This is a genomic window from Streptomyces sp. MNU76 (assembly GCF_020982545.1).
Lineage (GTDB): Bacteria > Actinomycetota > Actinomycetes > Streptomycetales > Streptomycetaceae > Streptomyces.
In genome coordinates this window covers 349,089-370,017 of the sequence record NZ_JAJKLK010000019.1, presented here as the reverse complement: position 1 = coordinate 370,017, position 20,929 = coordinate 349,089, and the positions used below count along the sequence as shown (strand labels likewise).

At 70.4% G+C, this 20,929-nt stretch carries 14 protein-coding genes, 1 tRNA gene and 1 pseudogene; 5 read left to right on the top strand and 11 right to left on the bottom strand.

Annotated features, from left to right (window positions below; translation table 11 throughout):
- Positions 1-53: 53 nt before the first annotated feature.
- Positions 54-2,252 (top strand): elongation factor G-like protein EF-G2, encoded by a 2,199-nt coding sequence (locus E4N62_RS28125; RefSeq protein WP_230219186.1) that lies wholly within the window; start codon positions 54-56, stop codon positions 2,250-2,252.
- Between the two features lie 254 nt (positions 2,253-2,506).
- Positions 2,507-4,177: a hypothetical protein gene (locus tag E4N62_RS28120; protein ID WP_230219183.1), complete on the top strand. Its 1,671-nt coding sequence runs from the start codon at positions 2,507-2,509 to the stop codon at positions 4,175-4,177.
- A 192-nt stretch (positions 4,178-4,369) separates the two neighbouring features.
- Here the strand turns inward: E4N62_RS28120 and E4N62_RS28115 are convergent, their stop codons facing one another.
- Positions 4,370-4,930 (bottom strand): HIT domain-containing protein, encoded by a 561-nt coding sequence (locus E4N62_RS28115; RefSeq protein ID WP_230219181.1) that lies wholly within the window; start codon positions 4,928-4,930, stop codon positions 4,370-4,372.
- A gap of 66 nt (positions 4,931-4,996) precedes the next feature.
- Here E4N62_RS28115 and E4N62_RS28110 point away from each other — a divergent pair, with 66 nt between their 5' ends.
- Positions 4,997-5,653, top strand: a complete 657-nt coding sequence (locus E4N62_RS28110) for a potassium channel family protein (RefSeq protein WP_230219179.1) — start codon at positions 4,997-4,999, stop codon at positions 5,651-5,653.
- A gap of 42 nt (positions 5,654-5,695) precedes the next feature.
- Here E4N62_RS28110 and thrS read toward each other — a convergent pair whose 3' ends face one another.
- From thrS to E4N62_RS28095, 3 genes and pseudogenes are all read right to left on the bottom strand, one after another.
- Complete coding sequence (gene thrS / locus E4N62_RS28105) at positions 5,696-7,672, bottom strand: threonine--tRNA ligase (RefSeq protein WP_230219177.1); 1,977 nt, start codon at positions 7,670-7,672, stop codon at positions 5,696-5,698.
- A gap of 105 nt (positions 7,673-7,777) precedes the next feature.
- Positions 7,778-8,987, bottom strand: a pseudogene (locus E4N62_RS28100) (hypothetical protein).
- A 62-nt stretch (positions 8,988-9,049) separates the two neighbouring features.
- Positions 9,050-9,616 carry a DUF4365 domain-containing protein gene (locus E4N62_RS28095; protein ID WP_230219176.1) on the bottom strand — a complete coding sequence of 189 codons (567 nt, stop codon included), beginning with the start codon at positions 9,614-9,616 and terminating at the stop codon, positions 9,050-9,052.
- Positions 9,617-9,784: 168 nt separating this feature from the next.
- Between E4N62_RS28095 and E4N62_RS28090 the strand changes: the two genes are divergently transcribed.
- The gene (locus E4N62_RS28090; RefSeq protein WP_230219172.1) at positions 9,785-10,513 is read left to right on the top strand and encodes a 3'-5' exonuclease; all 729 of its coding nucleotides are present in this window, start codon (positions 9,785-9,787) and stop codon (positions 10,511-10,513) included.
- 39 nt (positions 10,514-10,552) lie between these two features.
- Here the strand turns inward: E4N62_RS28090 and E4N62_RS28085 are convergent.
- Positions 10,553-10,624 (bottom strand) — tRNA-Val (locus E4N62_RS28085).
- 39 nt (positions 10,625-10,663) lie between these two features.
- Complete coding sequence (locus E4N62_RS28080) at positions 10,664-11,122, bottom strand: SRPBCC family protein (RefSeq protein ID WP_230219169.1); 459 nt, start codon at positions 11,120-11,122, stop codon at positions 10,664-10,666.
- A gap of 102 nt (positions 11,123-11,224) precedes the next feature.
- Here E4N62_RS28080 and E4N62_RS28075 point away from each other — a divergent pair, with 102 nt between their 5' ends.
- Positions 11,225-13,681, top strand: coding sequence for an SCO7613 C-terminal domain-containing membrane protein (locus tag E4N62_RS28075; RefSeq protein WP_230219167.1), 2,457 nt, complete (start codon positions 11,225-11,227; stop codon positions 13,679-13,681).
- 105 nt (positions 13,682-13,786) lie between these two features.
- Here E4N62_RS28075 and E4N62_RS28070 read toward each other — a convergent pair whose 3' ends face one another.
- From E4N62_RS28070 to E4N62_RS28050, 5 genes are all read right to left on the bottom strand, one after another.
- On the bottom strand, positions 13,787-16,534 hold the full coding sequence (locus tag E4N62_RS28070) for a Tat pathway signal sequence domain protein (RefSeq protein ID WP_230219165.1): 2,748 nt from the start codon (positions 16,532-16,534) through the stop codon (positions 13,787-13,789).
- 97 nt (positions 16,535-16,631) lie between these two features.
- Positions 16,632-17,273 (bottom strand): hypothetical protein, encoded by a 642-nt coding sequence (locus tag E4N62_RS28065; RefSeq protein WP_230219163.1) that lies wholly within the window; start codon positions 17,271-17,273, stop codon positions 16,632-16,634.
- 13 nt (positions 17,274-17,286) lie between these two features.
- Complete coding sequence (locus tag E4N62_RS28060; RefSeq protein ID WP_230219154.1) at positions 17,287-18,186, bottom strand: carbohydrate ABC transporter permease; 900 nt, start codon at positions 18,184-18,186, stop codon at positions 17,287-17,289.
- Positions 18,186-19,190: a carbohydrate ABC transporter permease gene (locus tag E4N62_RS28055; RefSeq protein WP_230219152.1), complete on the bottom strand. Its 1,005-nt coding sequence runs from the start codon at positions 19,188-19,190 to the stop codon at positions 18,186-18,188. The genes E4N62_RS28060 and E4N62_RS28055 overlap by 1 nt, the downstream gene beginning before the upstream one ends.
- Positions 19,190-20,479 (bottom strand): ABC transporter substrate-binding protein, encoded by a 1,290-nt coding sequence (locus E4N62_RS28050; protein ID WP_230219150.1) that lies wholly within the window; start codon positions 20,477-20,479, stop codon positions 19,190-19,192. The genes E4N62_RS28055 and E4N62_RS28050 overlap by 1 nt, the downstream gene beginning before the upstream one ends.
- Positions 20,480-20,929: the final 450 nt, after the last annotated feature.

Below are 20,929 nucleotides of genomic sequence, written 5' to 3'. Positions count from 1 at the left end.
GGATCCGCATGTCCGCGCCCACAGTGACCTCACCGTGCACGGGAGGCAGGATCATGGGCGACAAGGCGAACGCACATCCCGGAGCCGCCGGCAGGGCTACGGCGGCCGACCACCCCGCGTCCGTACGGAATGTGGTGCTGGTCGGCCACTCCGGTTCGGGCAAGACGACTCTGGTGGAGGCTCTCGCGCTGACGGCGGGAGCGGTGAACCGGGCGGGCCGTGTGGAGGACGGCGGCACCGTCTCCGACTACGACGAGATCGAACACCGGCAGCAACGCTCGGTGCAGCTCTCCCTGGTCCCCGTCGAATGGGGCGGGTACAAGATCAATCTGTTGGACACTCCCGGATACGCCGATTTCGTCGGGGAACTCAGGGCCGGTCTGCGAGCGGCGGACGCGGCCCTTTTCGTCGTCTCGGCCTCGGACGGCGTCGACGGCTCGACGCGCATGGTGTGGGAGGAGTGCGCGGCGGTGGGCATGCCGCGGGCGATCGTGATCACGCACCTGGAGGCCGCGCGGGCGGACTTCGAGGAGATGACCAGGATCTGCGCGGAGACGTTCGGCGGGGACGATCCCGACGCCGTCCTGCCGCTCTATGTGCCGTTGCACGGCCCCCAGGGCCCCGACGGGCACGCGCCCGTGACCGGGCTGACCGGGCTGCTGACGCGGAAGCTCTTCGACTACTCCTCCGGCGAGCGCAAGGAGTCCGAGCCGGGCCCCGAGCAGCTGCCGGCGATCGAGGAGGCCCGCAACCGGCTGATCGAGGGGATCATCGCCGAGAGCGAGGACGAGACCCTCATGGACCGTTACCTCGGCGGCGAGGCCATCGACGTCAAGACGCTCGTCGACGACCTGGAGCGGGCCGTCGCGCGCGGGGTCTTCCACCCGGTGCTGGCCGCCGCCCCCGCGGCCGAGGGCGCCAAGCAGGGCCTCGGCACGGTCGAACTCCTCGAACTGGTCACCGGCGGCTTCCCGACCCCCCTGGAGCGCGAGACGCCCACGGTCACCACCCCCGAGGGCCGCCCCCGCGAGATCACGTCGGCCTGCGACCCGGACGGGCCGCTGGTCGCCGAGGTCGTGAAGACCGCCAGCGACCCCTACGTGGGCCGGATCTCCCTGGTTCGGGTCTTCTCCGGGACGCTGCGCCCCGACGCGACGGTGCACGTCTCCGGGCACGGGCTGGCCGACCGCGGACACGAGGACCACGACGTCGACGAGCGGATCGGTGCCCTGTCCGCCCCGTTCGGCAAGCAGCAGCGGTCGCTCACCCACTGCATCGCGGGCGACCTGGCGTGCGTGGCGAAACTCAACCGCGCGGAGACCGGGGACACGCTGTCCGCCAAGGACGACCCGCTGCTCATGGAGCCGTGGGAGATGCCGGACCCGTTGCTGCCGCTCGCCATCCAGGCGCACAGCAAGGCCGACGAGGACAAGCTCTCCCAGGGCCTCGCCCGGCTGGTCGCCGAGGACCCGACGATGCGGCTCGAACAGAACCAGGACACGCACCAGGTGGTCCTGTGGTGCCTGGGCGAGGCGCACGCCGACGTGGCCCTGGAACGGCTGCGCAGCCGCTACGGCGTCCAGGTCGACGTGATACCCCACCGGGTCCCCCTGCGGGAGACGTTCGCCGACAGGTCTGCGGGCCGGGGCCGGCACGTGAAGCAGTCCGGCGGTCACGGGCAGTACGCGATCTGCGAGATCGAGGTGGAGCCGCTGCCCGGCGGCTCCGGTATCGAGTTCGTCGACAAGGTCGTCGGCGGCGCGGTGCCCCGGCAGTTCATCCCGTCCGTGGAGAAGGGCGTGCGGGCGCAGGCGGCGAAGGGCGTCGCGGCGGGCTATCCGCTCATCGACGTACGGATCACGCTGCGCGACGGCAAGGCGCACTCGGTGGACTCCTCGGACGCCGCGTTCCAGACGGCGGGCGCGCTGGCGCTGCGCGAGGCTGCCGCCGACGCGAAGATCCACCTGCTGGAGCCGGTGGCCGAGGTGTCGGTGCTGGTCGGCGACTCCTACGTCGGCCCGGTGATGAGCGATCTGTCCGGACGTCGCGGCCGGGTCGTCGGCACCGAGCAGGCGGGCGGCGGGCGCACCCTCGTCCGGGCCGAGGTGCCGGAGATCGAGATCGACCGGTACGCCGTCGACCTGCGGTCGCTCTCGCACGGCACCGCGCGCTTCGGCCGCCGGTACACGCGGCACGAGCCGATGCCGTCCCATGTCGCCGACAAGCTCCGGGAACGGACGAAGGAGAACTGACCTACGGGTTCGAGTTCGGATCAACGGACGGAAGGTGCAGGAGAGACCCGTGACCTCACGGTGGGCGGCCCCGGCCGTCCACCGGTGGGTTCCGTGAATGTCCGTTCCTGCGCCGCGCGTTGCCCGCGGCTGCGGATACGCTGATCACCTGATCGACAAGTATGGCTCGATCAGGTCCAGATCAGGCTATGACCTGATCAACAGGTGTGCGGAGCACGGAAGTCGGGAAGAGCCGCAGGAGCGAGTGTGCGGCGATGGGGGCGGCGGTGGCGGACGAATTCGATTTCTCTCCCGGGGCACAGGTGCCGATGACGGGCGCCGCGGGCCAGACCGCGGCGACGTACGCCCTGGCGTCCGCGGCCTACCGGGACAACGAGATCGCGGAGATCCTCAAGGCCAACAACGACTGGCACAAGTCCACGGTCAAACCGGGCCGCAAGTGGGCGACCATCTTCCGGCCGAACCTCGGGGAGGCCTTCTCCCTCGCGGTGCGGGACCGGATGGTCGGCGCGGGCCGCAAACCGCTCATCCAGTCCTTCGGCATGGAGCCGCAGGTCGTGGTCGAGCACTGCCTCGCGGCCAACAACATCCGCCGGGAGCGCGACAACCGGCTCTCCGCGATCATGGTCCTGTGCGGCCTGCTCTTCCTTCCCGGGCTCCTGCTGTGGCTGCTGGTCTTCCAGATCCGTACGACGGTCGCCAAGCGTGACGACAAGCGGGCGGGCGCTCTCGGCACCACCCTGCTGGTCGCGGTCGGGGCCCTCGCCGTGATTTTCCTGCTCAAGATGCCCTTCGACGGCTTCTGGGCCTGGTACGCGCGTGCGTGCGTGGCGCTGCCGGTGGTCGGCTGGTTCTGGGCCAAGCAGGTCTGCGAGCGCGCCGCGAAAGATCTGCGAGAGCGCTGGTCCGGCCTGCTGGCGGGCGGTGGCATCGGCGCCAAGATCCCCGAGGCCGTGCCCGGCAGCCCCGGCGAGACCAAGGCCGAGCAACTGCGCAAGGAGCTGGCCCGGCTCAGCGCCGAGCAGCGCTCCAACCTGGTCTTCTACGCCGGCCCCAAGGGCATCCTCGGCATGGGCACCCGGTGGGGCAGCTGGCAGCTCGCCGAGGACCTCGTGCCGGCCGAAGCGGGCAAGGAGATCCACCCGTTCCGCAGCTGGGACGTCATACGCGCCATCCACGACCAGCTGCGCATGCTGGAGCGCACCCCCCTCAACACCGGTGGTTTCACGGCCCCTTCCATCAAGCACTGGATCGTGAGCCCCATCGGCGAGGGCGCCGGAGCCGTGGCCCGGCCCGACAGCACCGACGTGGACGCGTACCAGTACAAGACGCACGCCATACAGGAGATCTGCAACAAGCAGCACTTCGGCAGCGGCAACCGCCACTACCTGGGGGTCCAGTGGACCCTCTGGGACGGCCAGTTGATCATCACCATGCTGGTGACGGTCACCGTGCTGCACCAGACGCTGCGCATCGAGGTCACCGGGCACGCGCTGGGGCCGGTGCACGGCCTGTTCACGACCGGCCCCGCGGCCAAGGAGAAGGAAGTCCAGAAGTCGCTGCGCTTCTGGGAGACGCGCAAGATCAAGCTCCCGCTCGTCGACGCCGACGAGGTCGTACGGCTCGCCGCGCGCGCCCCTCTGACCTGGTACCCGCCGCTGCTCAACTGGCTCGGCGGCTCCATGGGACTGCCCGAGCCGTTCGGCCTGCGCCACGCGTGGGCCGACCAGCCGTGGCGGCACCGCTTCATGGCCGACGACGCACTGCGCGCGGCCACGCCGGTGCTCCGCGTGGTGCACAACGCGGCGCTCAAGGTACTCAAGGAGAACGGCGTGGACACCGAGAAGTTCGGGTCGCGGGCCGGGTTCCTCAGTGGGGCGGTGCAGGATCCTACGCCGCGGAAGGCGGACCTCTACGACGCGTGAGCGCTGGGCTTGGCCGACGGGGGTGCGTGGGGGTGGGGCCGATTTCGGGTGCGGGTCCGGTGGGGCTTTCGCGCAGTTCCCCGCGCCCCTGAAAGCAGGGGCTGCGCCCCGTGCTTTTCATCCCGCAGCCCAGCCGTCTTCAGGCCCGCAGCTCCACCACCCTCGCGCCCGAACGACAACCGGACCCGGCGGTCACACCGTCGGCCACGCCTCCGCGAGCATCTTCCTCGTGTCGGCCAGCAGCTGCGGCAGGATCCTCGTGTGACCGACGACGGGCATGAAGTTGGTGTCCCCGCCCCAGCGCGGCACGATGTGCTGGTGAAGGTGGGCCGCGATACCCGCCCCCGCGACCGAGCCCTGATTCATGCCGATGTTGAAGCCGTGGGCGCCGGAGGCGTTGCGCAACGCGGTCATGGACTGCTTGGTCAGCTCGCCCAGCTCGGCGGTCTCCGGCCCGGTGAGATCCGTGTAGTCGGCGACGTGCCGGTAGGGGACGACCATGAGGTGGCCGCCGTTGTACGGGTAGAGGTTGAGCACCGCGTACACGTGCTCCCCGCGCCTGATGACCAGGCCGTCCTCGTCCGATGTGGCCGGGATCGAGCAGAACGGACAGCCGTCGTCGGCCCCAGGACCGGTCGGCTTGTTCTCGCCCTGGATGTACGCCATCCGATGAGGCGTCCACAGGCGCTGGAACGCGTCCTGCGTTCCCACTCCGATCTGCTGCTCCGGCTCACTCGTCATGCAGTGCAGCATATGGCTTCGCCCGTTCGCGGCGTGTCGGCGGGTACGGCGCCGGGCGCCCCGGGCCAAGCTGAGGCGATGGACCTCGACAGCCGCGCGCTCCGCTGGGAGCAGCGCACCGGACGCGTCCTCACCGGAGCGTCGGCCCTCTTCCTCGGCTCGTACGCGGTACGGGTGCTCGACAACGGCCTTCCCCAGGTCTGGCTCGACCTCTGTCTCGCGGTGACCATGGCGTGCTGGGCGATCTTCGTCCTCGACTACGGGGTGCGGTGGCGGCTGAGCGGGCTGGGACCGAGGTTCGTACGCGTCCACTGGCTGGACACCGTCGTGCTGGTACTGCCGCTGCTGCGGCCGCTGCGGGTCGTGCAGCTCCACGACGCCCTGCAACGTCGCCACGAGCGGCCGCGGCTCCCCCTGCAAGCGCGCGTGGCCGTCTACGCGGGCCTGTCGGTGACCCTGCTCGGCTTCACCGGCGCCCTCGCCGTCTACCAGCAGGAGCGCGACGCACCGGGCGCGACGATCCTGACCTTCGGGGACTCCGTGTGGTGGACCTGCTCGACGCTCGCCACGGTCGGGTACGGGGACGTCACCCCCGTGACCCCGATGGGCCGGACGATCGCCGTGTTCCTGATGGCCTGCGGTCTCGCCCTGCTCGGCACGGTGACGGGGTCGTTCGGGTCATGGCTGATCCAGGTGTTCGCGCGGGAGGACGAGGGGAGGCCCCCGGCGAGCTGAACTCTCCGGGGGCCTCCCTCGACGACGGGGCGCGGGTGCGCATCAGATCTGGACGCGGTCCTCCACGACCTTGGCGATCTTCGCGATGGCCTCCTCGACGGGGATGCCGTTCTCCTGGGAGCCGTCGCGGTAGCGGAAGGAGACGGCACCGGCCGCCATGTCCTCGTCGCCCGCGATGACCATGAAGGGCACCTTCGCCTTCTGGGCGTTGCGGATCTTCTTCTGCATACGGTCGGAGGAGGCGTCGACGTCGACGCGCAGACCCTTCCTCTTCGCCTCGGCGGCGAACTTCTGCAGGTACTCCACGTGCGCGTCGCCGATCGGGATGCCGACCGCCTGCACGGGCGCCAGCCAGGCCGGGAACGCGCCCGCGTAGTGCTCCAGGAGCACGGCGAAGAACCGCTCGATCGAGCCGAACAGCGCGCGGTGGATCATGACCGGACGCTGCTTGGAGCCGTCCGGGCCGGTGTACTCCAGGTCGAAGCGCTCGGGCAGGTTGAAGTCGAGCTGGACCGTGGACATCTGCCAGGTGCGGCCGATGGCATCCTTGGCCTGGACGGAGATCTTCGGCCCGTAGAACGCGGCGCCGCCCGGGTCCGGAACGAGCGGGAGGCCCTGCTTCTCGGCGACCTGGCGGAGCGTCTCGGTCGCCTCCTCCCACGCCTCGTCCGAGCCGACGAACTTCTCCGGGTCCTTGGTGGACAGCTCCAGGTAGAAGTCCGTGAGGCCGTAGTCGCGCAGCAGGTTGAGGACGAAGGTGAGCGTCTTGTCGAGCTCGTCGGCCATCTGCTCACGGGTGCAGTAGATGTGCGCGTCGTCCTGGGTGAAGCCCCGGGCCCGGGTCAGACCGTGCACGACGCCCGACTTCTCGTACCGGTACACGGTCCCGAACTCGAAGAGCCGCAGCGGCAGTTCACGGTAGGAGCGGCCGCGCGCGTCGAAGATCAGGTTGTGCATCGGGCAGTTCATGGGCTTGAGGTAGTAGTCCACGCCCTCGTCGAGCTGCATGGGCGGGTACATGCCGTCGGCGTACCAGTCCAGGTGACCCGAGACCTCGAAGAGCTTCCCCTTCGTGGCGTGCGGGGTGTAGACGAACTCGTAGCCCTCCTCCTCGTGCCGACGGCGCGAGTAGTCCTCCATCACCCGGCGGATGATGCCGCCCTTGGGGTGGAAGACGGCGAGGCCGGAGCCGATCTCGTCCGGGATGGAGAACAGGTCGAGTTCGTTGCCCAGCCTGCGGTGGTCGCGCTTCTCGGCCTCGGCGAGGAAGTCGAGGTGGGCCTTCAGCTCCTCCTTGGAGGGCCAGGCGGTGCCGTAGATGCGCTGGAGCATCGGGTTCTTCTCGCTGCCGCGCCAGTACGCGGCGGCGTTGCGCATCAGCTTGAACGCCGGAATGTTGCGGGTGGTGGGCAGGTGGGGACCGCGGCAGAGGTCCTTCCAGCACAGGTCACCGGTCTTGGCGTCCAGGTTGTCGTAGATCGTCAGCTCGCCGGCGCCGACCTCGACGTCCGCGCCGTCGTCCGAGGACGCGGAGCCCTTGAGGCCGATCAGCTCCAGCTTGTACGGCTCGTTCGCCAGTTCCTCGCGGGCGGCTTCGTCGGTGACGACACGGCGGGAGAAGCGCTGACCGCGCTTCTGGATCTCCTGCATCTTCTTCTCGATGGCCTTGAGATCCTCGGGCGTGAACGGCTTCTCCACGTCGAAGTCGTAGTAGAACCCGTCCTTGACCGGCGGCCCGATGCCCAGCTTCGCCTCGGGGAAGAGTTCCTGCACGGCCTGGGCCATGACGTGCGCGGTGGAGTGGCGCAGGATGTTGAGACCGTCCTCGGAGGAGATCTCCACGCTCTCGACGGTCTCGCCGTCCCGCACCTCGTACGCGAGGTCCTTCAGCTCTCCGGCCACGCGGGCCGCGACGACGGTCCGCTCGCCGGCGAAGAGGTCGGCGGCCGTAGTGCCCGTCGTCACCACGCGCTCTTCCCGCTCGGAATCGCGTTGGATGATCACACGGACGTCGGACACCGGTCTCTCCTGACTGAAGGGGACCACCTCCGGATATTCGGAGGTGGTCCCCGAATCGTACCGAGCCAGGGGTGCCCTCTGCGAAACGGTTAGCGGCGGACGCGGTCAGTCCCCTCCGCACGCCTCCTCGAAGAAGGCCGTGATCTCCGCGGTCTCCTGCAGCGACTTCATCAGCCGGTCCCGTTCGGCCTCGTCGACCTGCACGGGTGCGATCCCGTCGGCGTTCGTCAGCCGCCGGAAGCCGCCCCGGCTCTCCAGCCGGCCGTGCACCCGGACCGGCAGACCGACGAGATGGGCCTGACCTGCGATCCGGTACGACTCCTCGTCCAGGGTCATCCGGACGTGCGGGACCTCGGCGCCGGCGATGACCCGCAGCCGTACCGTGCCCTCGCCGCGCGCCGCCGACCTGCGCATCCGGACCACGGCTCCGGTGATCCGCACCGGCATCGGGGGCTCGGCGCGCAGGTAGCGGGCGCCGGCCTCGCGCAGCACGGGCAGGTCGCCCGGGGAGAACTCGACGGGGTCGGCCGGTGTCGCACCGCCCTCGGGGACACCGGCGGCGGGCGCCCAGTCGACGGCGATGCGGGCGCCCTCGGTGCCGCGGACGAGGGCGACGAGGGCCTCGGTCAGCTCGTGGCTGACCCCTGCCTCGACGGCCCCGTCGAACGCGTCCATGCCGCCGGTGGCGCGCTGGTAGTCGATGGCTTCGCGGGCGGCGTAGAGGGCCTGGTGGAGCCGTAAGGCCAGGGAGCGGCCCTGGGCGACGGGGACGAAGGCGGTCATCCGACGGCCGCCGGGGGCCGCGCCGACAAGGACACCGTCCAGGGAGGCGGCGGCGGGCAGGCGGTGCCGGGCTCCGTGGTAGCCGGCTCGCGCGCGGGTGGCCAGGGCCGCCGCGAGGAGCATCTGGCGGGCGGCGGAGCGCAGTTGGTCCTCGACGACCCAGGAGGCGGTGCCCAGCGGTCCGGTGGGGACGTCCCGCCACCAGTGGATCTCGTCACTGGGCACGGCGAGGGCGGTCAGCACGTCCCGGGCGGCGGGCGAACCGCTCCGCGACAGCGCCGTGAGCGCCTCGCCGAGCAGGTCGTCGCTGTCGGGGAAGGCCCGGTTCTCCGGCACGAGCAGGCTCATGGCCCGCCCGGCCGGCTCGGGCGGGGTCCAGCGCCCGTACCGCCCGGTGGCTCCGCCGCGCCGCTGCCACCCGTGCCGTCGCAGCAGGGTGCCCAGTACGGCGGGGTCGACCTGCGGGGTCGGGCGGCTGGGTCCAGACGGGTTCGGCGGGGTGGGGCCGGGCGGGGCCCGCGGGCTGGTTGATGGGGCGGCGCACGGACGCGCCCGCGGTCCGCGGGCCGCGGCCGTCGTCGATGGGGCCGTGGGTCACGGTCTGCCTCCCGTTCCGACCCGCGTCATGATCTCGCAGAGCGCTCGGTCGTCGAAGATGCGCGAGGTCGGGATGCGCACGGTGGTGCGGCGCCGACCGGTGATCGGGTGTCCGGCGAGATTGGTCCAGTAGCAGCAGTGCCGCAGGTCGAGCCGGTCGTGGCCGGCCCGCAGCCACTGCTCCTGCGACCTGGGGACGATCATCACGACCAGGATCTTGTGCACCGAGACGGGGGTGCGGGCGAGCTTCGCCAGGTGCTCGTTGTCGAGGGTGAAGGAGAAGAAGCGGCCCGGGGGGTTCGGCGCGAGCTGGTAGGTGGCCTTGAGCTGCACCTTGATGGTGACCTCGTCGTCGACGGTGTGACCGGGCGAGCCGTGGCTGACGTGCCAGTCGATGCCGTTGTCCGGAAAGGGCTGGGAGAGCGAGCAGCCCGCCGCCGCGGCCACCGCGTGCAGATAGCCCACCTGCAGGGTCTCCATGCAGGCGGTGGTGGCGAGGGAGCCGCGGAGCGATTCCGCGTGCTCGGGCAGCAGCCCGCCCCGCTCGGGCTGCGCAATGGCCATGACCAACAGCCTTCCCCTACAGGTGTTTCCCCGTGCCGAGCCCCTGAACTGCACAGACCCGTACTTCTGTTGTCTCCGTCCGGCGTACGGCGCAAACAGCCCGGGTATCACCAAACTGGCAGAAGACGGGACGTCAGCTGCCGTGGGTGAACGAGGAGTTGTGGACACATGACGTGTTGGTACGAGGGGCCCTTGGCGGCGTTCGACACGGAGACCACGGGCGTGGACGTCGAGACCGACCGGATCGTGTCGGCCGCCGTCGTCGTCCAGGACGCGCCCGGCACCCGCCCCCGGGTGACCCGGTGGCTGGTGAATCCGGGGGTGCCGGTGCCCGCCGCGGCGACGGCGGTGCACGGACTGACGGACGATCAGTTGCAGCGCGACGGCCGGTGGCCGGCGCCGGTGATGGAGGAGATAGCCAGGGCACTGGCCGAGCAGGCGGTGCGCGGCCGCCCGCTGGTCGTGATGAACGCGCCCTTCGATCTGACCCTGCTGGACCGTGAGTTGCGACGGCATCGCGCCTCGTCGCTGGACCACTGGTTCGAGACGACGCCGCTGCGGGTCCTCGATCCCCGGGTCCTGGACAAGCACCTGGACCGCTACCGCAAGGGCCGACGCACGCTCACCGATCTGTGCGCGCACTACGAGGTGACCCTGGACGGCGCGCACGACGCGGCGGCCGACGCGCAGGCCGCGATGGATGTCGTCCGCGCGGTGGGCCACCGTTTCGCGACCCGGCTCGCCCGCCTCTCCCCCGCCGAACTGCACACGCTGCAGGCCGTGTGGCACGCGGCCCAGGCCCGGGGGCTGCAGGCCTGGTTCGCCCGCAGCGGCACGGAGGAGTCGGTGGACCCGGCATGGCCCCTGCGTCCGGATCTGCCGGCCGCGGCGGCATGAGAAAAGCCGGTCCGCGACTGCGGACCGGCTTTTTCCCGGTGGGCGATACTGGGTTCGAACCAGTGACCTCTTCGGTGTGAACGAAGCGCTCTCCCACTGAGCTAATCGCCCGGGAACGCACTGAACAATACAGGTCCCGACGGGTCTGGTTCAAACCGCTTGCCCGTCCGCCGTGAGGTACGCGAGGAGTCCTCGCCGTCCCGCCCGCATCATCAGCGCGTGGTTGGCGCGGAACAGGGGCCGTCCCGGTACGGCGAACCGCCGCAGCAGGGGTTTGGAGACGTCGACCTCCTGGTCGTAACGGGCGAGCGTGGCCGCGCCGTCGGCGATGAGTGTCCAGCGGGCCCAGCCGTCCAGGTCGCCGGTCATCTCGATCTCCAGGACCCCGGCCGCCCGGTCGCTGCGTACCTCCCGCGCGGTGAAGGCGAGGTCGTAGGGGAGGACCGAACGGATCCGGACGGTGCCGGTGGTGGCGTCGAGCCGGGTCACCTCGCGGACCTGCGGCCACCAGCGCGGGTAGTCGTCGGCGCGCTGGAGCACGTCGTACACGGCGGTGGGGCGAGCGGGCAGGTTCCAGTGGCTGCGGAAGCGGTAGTGGCACCAGTCCATGGTCGGATTCTGCCCGCACAGGGCCGGTTCCTTCGGGAAGTGAGTACGTCCTGAGTATCCGCACTCATGTCGTACGCCGTGACGCGGACCACACTCCCCTGCATGACGTCCTTTCCGTCCCTTGCCGAGGAGTTGCGGGCCCTCGATGCCGAGCTGCGGCACCTCGACGCCCGTCGCGCCTTCCTGCTGGGCCGCCGCGCATGGCTGCTGAACGCCCTGTACACCGCCACGCCCGGGTCCACGCCCGCCGCACCGCCCATACGACGCCCCGAGGCGACGGCGCCTCGCGTCCAGAACGTGCTGCTGGTCCTCGGGGGCGTCCTGCTGACGGTCGCGGCGATCGCGTTCACCCTGGTCAGCTGGGGCCACCTGGGCATCGCGGGCCGGGCCCTGGTGCTCGGCGCGGTGACGGTGGCCGCGCTCGGCGCTCCCGTGCTCCTGCTGCGACGGGGCCTGCGTTCGACGGCCGAGGCGGTGGCCGGTCTGGGCCTCGCCCTGACGGTCCTGGACGCGTACGCCCTGCACGAGGTCGTGTTCACCGGGGCGGACGGTACGGGGTACGCGGCGGCCGCGGCGGCGGTGCTCGCGACGGTGTGGGCGGCCTACGGGCTGGGGCTCGGCGCACTGCCGGCCGGAGTGGCCAAGTCCGACGCGACGTCACCCCGCACGGCCCTCGGCCTCCCCCTCCCCCTCGCCCTGTGCGCCGCTCAACTCCCGCTCCTCCTCTGGTCGTTCGCGGTGAACGCGAGCGTGGAGACGGTCACGGCCGTGCTGCTGGTGACAGCGGCGGCCGACACCGCGATCGCGCTCCGGGTCTCCCTCAAGCCGGTACGGATCGTCGCCGTGGTCGGCGCGTCCGGCTGGGGTGCCTGGGGTGTACTGGCGGCCGGGTGGCTCTCGTGGGCCGCCACCGGCCCGGGCGCCGCCGCCCGTGCGGCGGCGCTCCTCGCCCTCGCCGCCGCGGTCGCCCTGACGACCGCCTGGCTCGCCCCGAAGCCCGCTCTGGCCCTCGGCACCGCCCTCACCGGCGGGCTCCTCACGGTCATGGGCCTCGGCGGCATCGCCCGCGCGGTCCTGCCCGAGGTGTGGACGGTTCCGGCGTATCTCCTCTGCGGGCTCGCCCTGTTGACTGCCGTACGGGCCCAGGCCCCCGAGCCCGTACGGCGTGGTCTCGTCCACGCCTCCGCCGTCGTCCAGGGCCTCGCGCTGGCCACCACGGTGCCGGTCGTGGCGATCGCGCTGCTGGGACCGGTCAGCGTGCTGGAGCGGATCTGGTCCGGCACGCCCGCGGACGCCCGCGCGGCGGTGACGCTCGACGCTCCTTGGCCCCCGAACGCGGCGACCGTCCCCCTCGTGCTCGCCGCCGTGGCCGGGGTGCTGGCCCTGACCGGACGCACGGCCCCGTGGCGGGCCCCGGCCCTGGCCGGCGCCTCGGTCCTCGCCTGGGCGACGGTCCTGGTCCTCCCCGCCGTCCTGGAACTGCCGTACGCGGCCGGGCTGGTGACCCAGGGGCTCCTGGTGCTGGTCACCCTGGCCCTCGCCGGGCTCGCACGGCCGGCGGCGCCCGAGCGGCCTCATCCGTCCACGGCGTCCGACCGCCTTCGGTCACCTCTGCCGCTCACCGGCACCCTCCTGGCCCTGGTCACCTCCGTGAGCCTGGTCCTGCACTCCCTGGCCACCGAACCCGCGACCCTCATCGCCCTCGCGACCTCGACCGTCCTGTTCGCGGCGGTCGCGTGGCGCACCGACCTCGGCCCCCTCGCCGCACCGGCCTCGCTCGTCCACGCCACGGCTCTGACCTGCGCGATCGGCGCGTCCGTCGGCTGGGCACCACAGCACACCGCCCTCCTCGTCCTGACCGTCCCGGCGATCGCGGCCCTGATCGCGGCACTCCTCGGCGACTCGCCCATGACGATCCCGGTCGAGGCGGCCGGCGCCGCGGCCGGCCTTCTGGCCATCGCCCTCTCGGTCGTGCACCCGCCGCTGCTGGCCCTCACCCTCGCGCTGTGCGGAGTGATCGTCACGGGCAGAGCCGTACGACCGGACCGCCGTCACCTCGGCTATCTGGCCGCCGCGCTCTTCGTGACGGCCTCCTGGGTGCGGCTTGCGGTCTGGGAGGTCGGCTCACCAGAGGCGTACACCCTGCCGGTGACCCTGCCCGCCCTGGTCGTCGGCCGACTGCGCCGGCGCCGGGACGTGACGGTCTCGTCCTGGACGGCGTACGGCCCGGGACTCGCCGTCACGCTCGTCCCGAGCCTCTTCGCGGCCTGGGGCGACACCCACTGGCTCCGTCCCCTGCTGCTGGGTGTCGCCGCCCTGGCGGTCACCCTGTTGGGTGCCCGCCACCGCCTCCAGGCCCCGCTCCTCCTCGGCGGTGCCACCCTCGCCCTGGTCGCCCTGCACGAACTGGCCCCCTACATCGCCCAGGTCGTGGACGCCCTCCCCCGCTGGGTACCTCCCGCACTCGCCGGCCTGGCCCTGCTGGCGGCAGGCGCCACCTACGAACAACGTCTACGCGACGCACGCCGCATGCGGACCCTCCTGGGCAAGCTCAGCTGAAGCGCCCCGAAGGGGCGCGGGGAACTGCGCGACCAGCCACAACGAACGCGCAGTTCCCCACAAACCCCCAGGCACCCATATCCCCCCGGCACCCCCAGCGGAGCGTCACGGCATCTTGTCGCCCACCAGCGCCAGGTTCTGAATGGCCGCCAACCCGTACAGCGCCGTCGCGTTGGTCGACACCCACGCCGCCTCGCTGCCCGGCACGAGCGCCGTCGGGCCCTCGATCTTCTTCGTGGACCAGTCGGTCGACTCCTTGTAGTCCCAGGTGTCGGCGCTGTTGTAGAACTGCCGCCATGCCCGCGCCGCCAGCTTGTCGTCGCGCAGGTGCACCGCCGCGTACGCGTCCTGCCGTGAGTGGCCCTGGAAGAGCAGCAGGGTCCCGAAGTGGGAACCGTAACGGGCGGTCTGCTCGGCCCTCGTGGCGTTGAAGTAGCGGCAGTAGTCGAGCCACGCCTCCTTGAACTTCGGCATGTCGACCTGGTCGATGAGCTCCGCACACATCTCGACCAGACCGAACATCGCCGACAGGTGCGAGACCCCGACCACGGGCTTGTCCGCGACGGCGAACCTACCCGTGTCCAGGTCGTAGAGGCCGGTGCCCTGGACGAACCCGTTGGGCTGGGCCGCGATCGTCTCCATGGTCGACAGGACGCGGGACCTGGCCTTCTCCCACTTGGGGCCGCGCCGCTCCCACTCGGTCAGCCACGCCGACACCAGGCCGGACCAGTCGGTGCCGAAGCCGATCGACAGGGCGTTGCGGTCGGGGGTGTACGGCTCGGTGCGGATCTTGCGGATGGGGTCGAGGACGAGGAACGTCTCGTCGGAGTCGACGTTGGCGTGCATGAGGTCGCCGACGCGTTCGTCCGCGGTGAGGAAGTAGTAGTAGCGGCGGTACGTGGTGTTGGCGATCCGCTGCTGCTTGGCGCTGTCGGCGTAGTGCTGGACACCGTGGCGGGTGCCGAGGCCCGCCCACTTGCCCAGGTGGTACACGTCGACCTCGCCGGTGTGCCGGGTCATGGCCTCGGCGAAGCGGAAGATGTCGGCGCGGCCGGAGCGCATGTACGCGAACCACAGCCACAGGTCGGGCGAGAGCTCGGAGTTGTCCCAGGCGTAACCGCCGACGTCGTAGCACCACTGGTGACGGCTGGGGTCGTAGCTGTGCATGATGTCGCCGTAGTCCCAGAAGCCGTACCACCGGCGCATCTCCACCTGGTCCTTGTAGTAGGTGAAGAGGAAGTCGAGGTGGTCCTCGATCTTCGCCTTGGCGGCGGTGGACCGGTCGGGCTCGGAGAACAGCTTGCCGAAGACGCCCGCCTTGATGAGCTGCTTGGGCGGGGCGGCGAGCTGCGCGGGCGTGCGGACGGCCTCGACCTGCTTGGCCATGTCCTCGGCGCCGGGCGTGGACTCGTGGGCCCAGAAGAGCAGTTCGCTGGTGCGGGCGATGCCGTAGGGGGTGCCGAACTCGGGCTCGTAGTCCTCATAGGTGATGTTGAGGCCTTCGAGCTGCTCGGGGTAGGTGTCCTGGCCCATGCCGTCGTGGTAGAAGCGCAGGTCCATGGGCTGCGCCTCGGGCGACCAGAGCCAGAGGGTGATCTCGGCGGTGTCGGTGTGGGCGTCGCGGATGTCGAGCTGGGCGGGGAACTTCTCCCAGAAGTCCCGCAGGCCGAAGGCGAAACCTCCGGACGCGCCGCCGACGTACCCGAAGCCGCTCGCCCTGCGGCCGCCGCCGGCCGGGATCCAGCCGTGGCCCTTCTTGGTGCGCTTGCGGACCCCGAAGCCGTCGGCGGACAGCTGGGAGAGCGTGTAGTCGCCCCATTCGGGGATGTACTGCAGGCGGGTGGTGACCCGCTGGTCCCACGTCGACGGGTCGGGCAGCTTCTTGCCCTCGAACTGCGCGGTGCGCACGGTCGCGCCGGGGTCGCGGCGCAGTCCGGTGATGCCCTTGACCGCCTCGCGCAGCAGACCGGTGCCCTCACCGCCGATACGGATGTGGCGGTCGTACGCGGCGTCGCGCATCGGCACCTTGAAGCGGACGCCGATGCCGCGGATGAAGTCGCCGCTTGCCTTCCCGGGTTCCTGGGTGCCGTCGAAGGTGATCGTGTGCACCATGCGGAACGACTCGGCGCCCGCGTAGAAGTAGAGGCGGATCGAGAAGGGCAGCCAACTGCGGCTTCCCTTGCGGTGCTTGCCGTCGATGCGGACGACCGCGCGGACCGGGCCCTCCTGCTCGACCTCCACCTCGTCGATGGCGCTCTCGAAGCGTTCGTACTTCTCGGTGCCCTGGTCGCCGTCCTCGATCTCGGGCTGGCGCAGCAGGACCAGTCGGCCGGTGTGGGCGATCTCGGTGGAGCCGCGCCGTACGGACTTCACGAGGGTGGAGCCGGACTTGCCGATTTTGGCGGTGATGACGCCGGTCGAGACGTCGATGGTGCCACCGCTCCTGTGGACGGTGACCTTCTTCTCCGGCGCGGCAGGGGTACCGGCGGCGAGGGTGAGCTTGCCGGAGCCGGCGCCCTCGCCCACCGCGTGCGCGGTCCACTTCACGGAGCCGTCGGGCCAGTAGCCGATCGGCCAGGACTGGACCGGGATGTCCTTGCCGTCCGCGTCCTTCAAAGAGAACGACTGTTCCTTCTCATGGGCGCCCTTCGGCCACGGCACACCCACAGTCGAACCGGGAGCGGCGCCGAGTCCGCCGCCCTCCAGCCAGTCCAGGGTCACCGGCTCCGCCTCCGCGGCCTCGGCTCTGGGCGCGGCCTGCGCGTTCGAGCTCCCTAGCGCCCAGCTGAACTGCGCGGCGGCTCCTGCGACGGCGGCCGCCTTGAGAAGGGACCTGCGGTCGATGGGGGACATGGCCTTTCCTTTCCGAACGGGAAGTCGTACGTGCGGGTGGTCAGGGGCATGACAGAGGGAGTGCGGCGCCTCCGGGCGCCGACCTGGCCCCGGCCGGTCAGCGGCGCCGGTACCGCTCCTCCACGGCGACGGCCGCCGCCGCGACGGCCCCGAGCACGGGGACCGCGAGCGGCGCGACGAACCAGGCGGAGCAGGCCACCACAGCCAGTCCGCCGACGAGCAGAAAGGATCCGGCGGGATCGAGCACGGTCCGCCGCCCGGCCGCGCCCAGCAGGCCCCGCCAGGTGGCCCCGGGCCGCCAGACCGCCGCCGCGCGAAGCCCGGCGACGGCGGCGCCGATCAGTGCGAGGACCCCGATCGCGCCGACCAACGGCCCGCCCGGGAGACCGGCGCGTACGGCCTGGACATCCACCCAGACCGCCGCCAGCACCGCCCAGCCGGCGAGCCCGACGAGCCAGCCGCCGCGCACCGCCGCCCGGAAGTCGGCCACGAACTCCCGCCATCCGCCGCCCACATGGGCCGTACGGCGTCGCAGGTGCCGGGAGCCCGCGGCGAACGCGGCGGGGTACGTCACCAGCGGCAGCGCGGCCAGCGCGATCCACACCCCCGTGAGCAGACACTCGGCGAACAGCGCGAACCGTTCGGCGAGCGGGGACTCCTCACGGGGCGCGGCCGACTTGGCGCGGTCGCGGGTACTGGCGCGGTCGCGGGTACGGGTGCGAGTGCGGGCGAGGGCCATGGTCGGCTTCACCTCAGCCCTTCAGACCGGACGTGGCCATACCGTCGATCAGATAGCGCTGGAAGGCGAGGAAGAAGGCGAGCACCGGCAGCAGGGCCACCAGCGACATCGCGATCATGCCGCCGTAGTTGGCCACGCCGTCCTGGTCCACGAACATCTTCAGGCCGAGCGAGACCGTGTACTTGTCCGGCTCGTTCAGGTAGATCAACGGACCCATGAAGTCGTTCCAGGAGTTGATGAACGTGAAGATCGCGCTGGTGATGAGCGCGGGCCGGGACAGCGGCAGCACGATCGACCAGTAGATCCGGAAGTGCCCGCACCCGTCGAGCCGGGCCGCCTCGTCGAGCTCCCTGGGCAGGTTCCGCATGAACTGCACCATCAGGAAGACGAAGAACGCCTCCGTGGCCAGGTACTTCGGCAGCAGCAGCGGGGTGTAGGTGTTGATCATCTCCATGTTGCGGAACAGCACGTACTGCGGGATGAGCAGGACGTGGTACGGCAACAGGAGCGTGCCGATCATCAGCGTGAAGAGCAGGTTGCGGCCCGCGAACTTGATCTTCGCGAAGGCGTACGCGGTCAGCGAGCAGGACACCAGGATCCCGACCACCGAGCCGAGCGCGAGCACGACCGAGTTGAGGAAGAAAGTGGAGATCGGGATGTCGGCGATGCCGTCGGAGAGCCGGGTGTAGTTGGCGATGATCGGGTCGGTCGGCAGCAGATCGAGACTGCCGACGATGTCCTCGCTCTCCTTGAACGAGCCGCCGACGACCCAGATCACGGGATAGAGAATCACGGCGAGGAGTGCGAGCGACCCGATGTGCCAGGCAAGGGAACCGGGCAGCCTGCGCCGCAGGGCGGTCGCCCGCCCGGACGGTGCCGGGGCCGGGGTGATCTCGGTGGCCTGTGCGCTCATCAGGCACCCTCCTCGTAGTGCACCCAGCGCTTCTGGGACCAGAACAGCACCCCTGTCACCAGGGCGACCGCGATCAGCAGCAGCCACGCCATGGCGGAGGCCAGACCCATGCGACTGTTCTCGAAGCCCTGGACGTAGAGATAACAGGTGTAGACCATCGAACCGTCAGCGGGACCACAGGCGTTGCCTCCGGCACCGCCGCCGACGATGTACGCCGAGCTGAAGATCTGGAACGAGTGGATCGTCTCCAGCAGGACGTTGAAGAAGAGGACCGGCGAGATCATCGGCAGGGTGATGTTCCAGAACCGCCGCCACTGGCCCGCCCCGTCGACCTCGGCGGCCTCGTACAGCTCGCGCGGCACCTGCTTGAGCCCGGCGAGGAAGATGACCATGGGAGCGCCGAACTGCCAGACGGTGAGCGCCACCAGGCTGTAGATGATCAGCTCCGGGTCGCCGGTCCAGCCGCCGACGTCGATCCCGAAGATCTTCTGCGTACGGTCGACGATCGCGTCGTCGGAGAAGATCGCCTTCCAGACGATCGCGATGGAGACACTGGCCCCGATCAGCGACGGCGCGTAGAAGGCGGCCCGGTAGAAGGCCTGCCCACGCCGCTTCTGGGCCAGCAGCAGCGCCACACCGAGGGCCAGCAGCAGCTTGAGCGGCGTGCCGACGACGACGTACCACAGCGTCACCCGCACCGAGTGACGCCAGCGCGGGTCGGCGAACATCTCGGAGAAGTTGTCCAGGCCGATCCACCGGGGCGCGTCGAACAGGTTGTAGTCGGTGAACGCGAAGTAGAGCGAGGCGATCATCGGGCCTGCCGTGAGCAGCAGGAATCCGGCGATCCACGGGGACATGAAGAGATAGCCGGCCAGGTTCTCCCGGCGGCCCCGCCGCTTGAGTGCGGCGGGGCTCGGGGTGTCGGCCGGACTCTGCCGCGGCTCGGAGCGCTCGTCCTTGGACAGGCCCTCCGTCGCAGGGGCGTGTGTCACGGTGGTTCCCATCAGGTGCCGAGAGCCGTCTTCGACTCGGTGAAGAACTGCTTGACGGCGTCGTCGACCGAGCGCGTGCCGAGACCGAGTTCCTCACCGATGCGCAGGAAGGCCGCCTCGCAGATGTCCGCGCCGTTCGGGTGCGGGGTGATGGGCTCCAGCACGCCCGCCGAGACGAGGGACTCCTCGTACTCGGCGATCGCCTTGTTGACCGGGTCGGTCGGCTGGAACGCGTCGTACTGGGCCTGCGTCGCGGGCACCCCGCGGTCATAGCCCATGATCTTGGCGACCTCGGGCTCGTGCACCATGAAGTCGATGAACTGCGCGACCTCCTTGGGGTGCTGCGTACGCTTGGACGCGCTGAGCATGAGGGAACCGAGGTACTGACCGGTCTTCTTGCCGTCGGTGGTCGGGATGGGCGCCAGACCGTATTCGCTCTTGCCCTCGGAGGTGTAGCGGACGGTGAAGTTGTCCCAGGTGAACTCACCGGCGGCGAGCTCCGCGGCGACCGCGGACTTGGGCTTGATCTGCGCGACCTTCTTGGGATCGGCGAAGAGGCCTTCCTCGATGCCCTTCTCGGCCTTCGACCACCAGGCCTTCAGGTCCGCCTCGGTGAAGCCGAGTCCGTCCTCGGTGAAGAACGCCTTGCCGTTCTGGCGCAGGTAGAGGTCGTAGAGGTACATCACCCCGTACATGCCGCTGTCACCGGCGCGCCCCGCCTTGTCGCGGATCTTCCTCATCGCCGCGTCGAAGTCGTCCCAGGTCCACCCCTGCTCGGGCTTGACGCCCGACTTGGTGTAGACGGGCTTGTCGATCACCAGGGCCATCGAGTTGGACCCGACCGGAACGCCGAGCAGCTTTCCGTCGACCTCGCCGAACTTCTCCAGGCCGGCTCTGAAGCCGTCGAGGGAGAGATTGCCCGCCTCGACCTGTGGGCTGAGATCGAGCAGCACATTCTTGGCGTCATATTTCCGGAGGAAGCCGATGGCATTCTGGAACACATCCGGCGGATTTCCACCGGAGGCCTGGGTGTTGAACTTCTTCCAGAAGTCGAGGTACGGCTGGAAGTCCGTCTTCACCTTGATCTTCGGGTACTTCTTCTCGAAAAGCGCGATGCTCTTCTTGATGCGCTCCGCGCGGTCCTCGGCGCCCCACCAGGCGTAACGGATCGTCACCGTCCCATCCCCCGCGCCACTGTCGCCGCCACAAGCCGTGGCTGTCGCTCCCAACCCCGCGACGGCCAGTGAGGCTCCGGCCGCCTTGAGGACCGTCCGCCTCTCAACGTTCCTGTTTTGCTGCATGGTTGAGCCTCCCCGCGACGCTGCGTCCCGCGCCATGAATCGTTTCAAGTAAGCGCTTGCTGGCACAAGGTACGGAGCCCCTCAGGAGACGTCAATGATTCGGACAGGAATTGATGGAAAGCGGAGTCGGCGACGCGCCCGGCGCTGCGGCCCCGCAGGTGACGGCCGGTCAACTGAAAGCGCAGGTGGGCGAGTTGCGGTCGATGGGCCGAACACGAAGAGGGCCGTCACGCGGCTGACGGACGAGGCGGAAAGGAGTCAGCGGGGCGCGGCCCGCCCCGCCCCAGAACCGCCCGCGAGCACGGCGGGCCCACCGAGCACGAGCGCCACGCAAGGGACACAGAAGCACCGGATTCGGCCGGAGGCCGAAGTGCCAGAGGCCGAAGCGCCAGAGGCCGCCAGAGCCGCAGTGCCGGAGGTGTCACCGAGGTCGCGCACGACCGCCGGCTC

Excerpts from the sequence above, each read along its gene's own strand:
- E4N62_RS28055 (WP_230219152.1), bottom strand. The coding sequence starts at position 19,190 with ATGGGAACCACCGTGACACACGCCCCTGCGACGGAGGGCCTGTCCAAG.
- E4N62_RS28070 (WP_230219165.1), bottom strand. The coding sequence starts at position 16,534 with ATGTCCCCCATCGACCGCAGGTCCCTTCTCAAGGCGGCCGCCGTCGCA.
- E4N62_RS28090 (WP_230219172.1), top strand. The coding sequence starts at position 9,785 with ATGACGTGTTGGTACGAGGGGCCCTTGGCGGCGTTCGACACGGAGACC.
- E4N62_RS28065 (WP_230219163.1), bottom strand. The coding sequence starts at position 17,273 with ATGGCCCTCGCCCGCACTCGCACCCGTACCCGCGACCGCGCCAGTACC.
- E4N62_RS28075 (WP_230219167.1), top strand. The coding sequence starts at position 11,225 with ATGACGTCCTTTCCGTCCCTTGCCGAGGAGTTGCGGGCCCTCGATGCC.
- E4N62_RS28110 (WP_230219179.1), top strand. The coding sequence starts at position 4,997 with ATGGACCTCGACAGCCGCGCGCTCCGCTGGGAGCAGCGCACCGGACGC.
- E4N62_RS28080 (WP_230219169.1), bottom strand. The coding sequence starts at position 11,122 with ATGGACTGGTGCCACTACCGCTTCCGCAGCCACTGGAACCTGCCCGCT.
- E4N62_RS28125 (WP_230219186.1), top strand. The coding sequence starts at position 54 with ATGGGCGACAAGGCGAACGCACATCCCGGAGCCGCCGGCAGGGCTACG.
- E4N62_RS28060 (WP_230219154.1), bottom strand. The coding sequence starts at position 18,186 with ATGAGCGCACAGGCCACCGAGATCACCCCGGCCCCGGCACCGTCCGGG.
- E4N62_RS28050 (WP_230219150.1), bottom strand. The coding sequence starts at position 20,479 with ATGCAGCAAAACAGGAACGTTGAGAGGCGGACGGTCCTCAAGGCGGCC.
- E4N62_RS28095 (WP_230219176.1), bottom strand. The coding sequence starts at position 9,616 with ATGGCCATTGCGCAGCCCGAGCGGGGCGGGCTGCTGCCCGAGCACGCG.
- E4N62_RS28120 (WP_230219183.1), top strand. The coding sequence starts at position 2,507 with ATGGGGGCGGCGGTGGCGGACGAATTCGATTTCTCTCCCGGGGCACAG.
- E4N62_RS28115 (WP_230219181.1), bottom strand. The coding sequence starts at position 4,930 with ATGCTGCACTGCATGACGAGTGAGCCGGAGCAGCAGATCGGAGTGGGA.